The 1,898-nt window shown below is 67.1% G+C and carries 3 protein-coding genes; 2 read left to right on the forward strand and 1 reads right to left on the reverse strand.

Annotated elements, in window-relative coordinates; all coding sequences use genetic code 11:
• Window positions 1–417: GMC family oxidoreductase N-terminal domain-containing protein (locus QZH66_RS15525; protein WP_305806805.1), on the reverse strand; the 417-nt coding region annotated here is incomplete at its 3' end.
• A gap of 119 nt (window positions 418–536) precedes the next feature.
• Here QZH66_RS15525 and QZH66_RS15530 point away from each other — a divergent pair.
• Window positions 537–1,385 (forward strand): 3-hydroxybutyryl-CoA dehydrogenase, encoded by an 849-nt coding sequence (locus QZH66_RS15530; RefSeq protein ID WP_305806806.1) that lies wholly within the window; start codon window positions 537–539, stop codon window positions 1,383–1,385.
• Window positions 1,386–1,407: 22 nt separating this feature from the next.
• Entirely contained in the window at window positions 1,408–1,632 is a 225-nt protein-coding gene (locus QZH66_RS15535; RefSeq protein ID WP_305806807.1) for a hypothetical protein, read from the forward strand.
• The last annotated feature ends 266 nt before the right edge of the window (window positions 1,633–1,898 follow it).

Consider the following 1,898-nt stretch of genomic DNA (forward strand, 5'->3'; position numbering starts at 1 on the left):
GCCCGTGCCGTGCCAGGCATCGGCGCCGCGCTCGTTGTTCTCCGCGCGCATAAAGTAGGGCAGGACATCGCTCCAGCCCCAGCCGGGGTTGCCCTGCGCAGCCCAGTGGTCGTAGTCGGCGCTCTGGCCGCGCGCATAAATCATCGCGTTGATCGAGCTCGACCCGCCCAGCACCTTGCCGCGCGGCTGGTAGCCCCGGCGCCCGTTCAGGCCGGGCTGCGGCGTGGTGTTCTGGCCCCAGCCATTGAGTTCGAACCTGGCCATCACGGCCAGGCCGGCGGGGCAGTGGATCAGCACGCTCTGGTCGCTGGGCCCGGCTTCGAGCAGGCCAACGCGCACGGCCGGGTCTTCGCTCAGGCGCCCGGCGAGCACGCAGCCGGCCGAACCGCCGCCAATGACGAGGTAGTCGAAGTCCATGGGGTGCTTGCCTCCTGCGCGCCAACCGGCGTGGCCGCTGGCAGGCACCTTAACCGAGGGCGCAGGCGATTGCCGATACCATCTTGCCCGTCTGTTTCACTTTGAAGAGAGTTCTCTATATGACGATTCACACCGTTGGCATCATCGGCGCGGGCACCATGGGCAACGGCATTGCGCAGGCCTGCGCGGTGTCGGGCGTCCACGTGGTCATGGTCGACATCTCGGACGCGGCCGTGCAAAAAGGCCTGGCCACCGTGGCCGGCAGCCTCGACCGCCTGATCAAGAAGGACAAGATCAGCGCCGCCGACAAGGACGCGGCGCTGGCGCGCATCCAGACCTCGACCAGCTACGACGACCTGAAGGCCGCGCAGATCGTGATCGAGGCCGCCACCGAGAACTACGAACTCAAGCTCAAGATCCTGAAGCAGGTCGATGCCATCGTCGCGCCCGAGGTGCTGATCGCCTCGAACACCTCGTCGATCTCGATCACCAAGCTCGCCGCCGCCACGGACCGCGCCGACCGCTTCATCGGCATGCATTTCTTCAACCCCGTGCCCATGATGGCGCTGGTGGAGATCATCCGCGGCCTGCAGACCTCCGACGCCACGCACGACGCCGTCAAGGCCCTGGCCGAGCGCCTGGGCAAGAGCCCGATCACGGTGAAGAACGCGCCCGGCTTCGTCGTCAACCGCATCCTCGTGCCCATGATCAACGAGGCCTTCTTCGTGCTCGCCGAAGGCCTGGCCACGCCCGAAGACATCGACGCCGGCATGAAGCTCGGCTGCAACCAGCCGATCGGCCCGCTGGCCCTGGCCGACATGATCGGCCTCGACGTCTGCCTGGCCGTGATGGACGTCTACCTCGCCGAGTTCGGCGACAGCAAGTACCGCCCCTGCCCGCTGCTCAAGGAAATGGTCGCCGCCGGCCGCCTGGGCCGCAAGACCGGGCAGGGCGTGTACCAGTACTGAGCGCAGCCCCCGGCGCTAGCCCATGCTGCTCTGGCTCCTGGGCCATGCCCTCTACGCTGCCTGGTGGTCGTGGGTGCTGTGGGGCGGCGGCGCCAGATGGCTGGAAGGCAGCTGGCTCAGCGGCTTTCTCGTCAGCCTCTTCGCGCCGCGCTGGTCGGAAGACGGCATCCGGCTGTTTGCGCTGCTGATGCTGTGCATAGGCGGCGTGTCGTTCATCGCCGAACTGCTGTACCCGCAGTGGCGCTGAGCGCACCGGGCCCACCCCGAAGCAAGCGCCCAGAAACCAGTCGCNGAAGGCAGCTGGCTCAGCGGCTTTCTCGTCAGCCTCTTCGCGCCGCGCTGGTCGGAAGACGGCATCCGGCTGTTTGCGCTGCTGATGCTGTGCATAGGCGGCGTGTCGTTCATCGCCGAACTGCTGTACCCGCAGTGGCGCTGAGCGCACCGGGCCCACCCCGAAGCAAGCGCCCAGAAACCAGTCGCGGTGCAGGGACTTCGATATAAATTGCGTGCAAT

The sequence above is a fragment of the Stenotrophomonas sp. YIM B06876 genome (genome assembly GCF_030711595.1).
Lineage (GTDB): Bacteria > Pseudomonadota > Gammaproteobacteria > Xanthomonadales > Xanthomonadaceae > Stenotrophomonas.

Bases quoted from the DNA above. Each gene is read 5' to 3' on its own strand.
- QZH66_RS15535 (WP_305806807.1), top strand. From the start codon at position 1,408: ATGCTGCTCTGGCTCCTGGGCCATGCCCTCTACGCTGCCTGGTGGTCG.
- QZH66_RS15530 (WP_305806806.1), top strand. From the start codon at position 537: ATGACGATTCACACCGTTGGCATCATCGGCGCGGGCACCATGGGCAAC.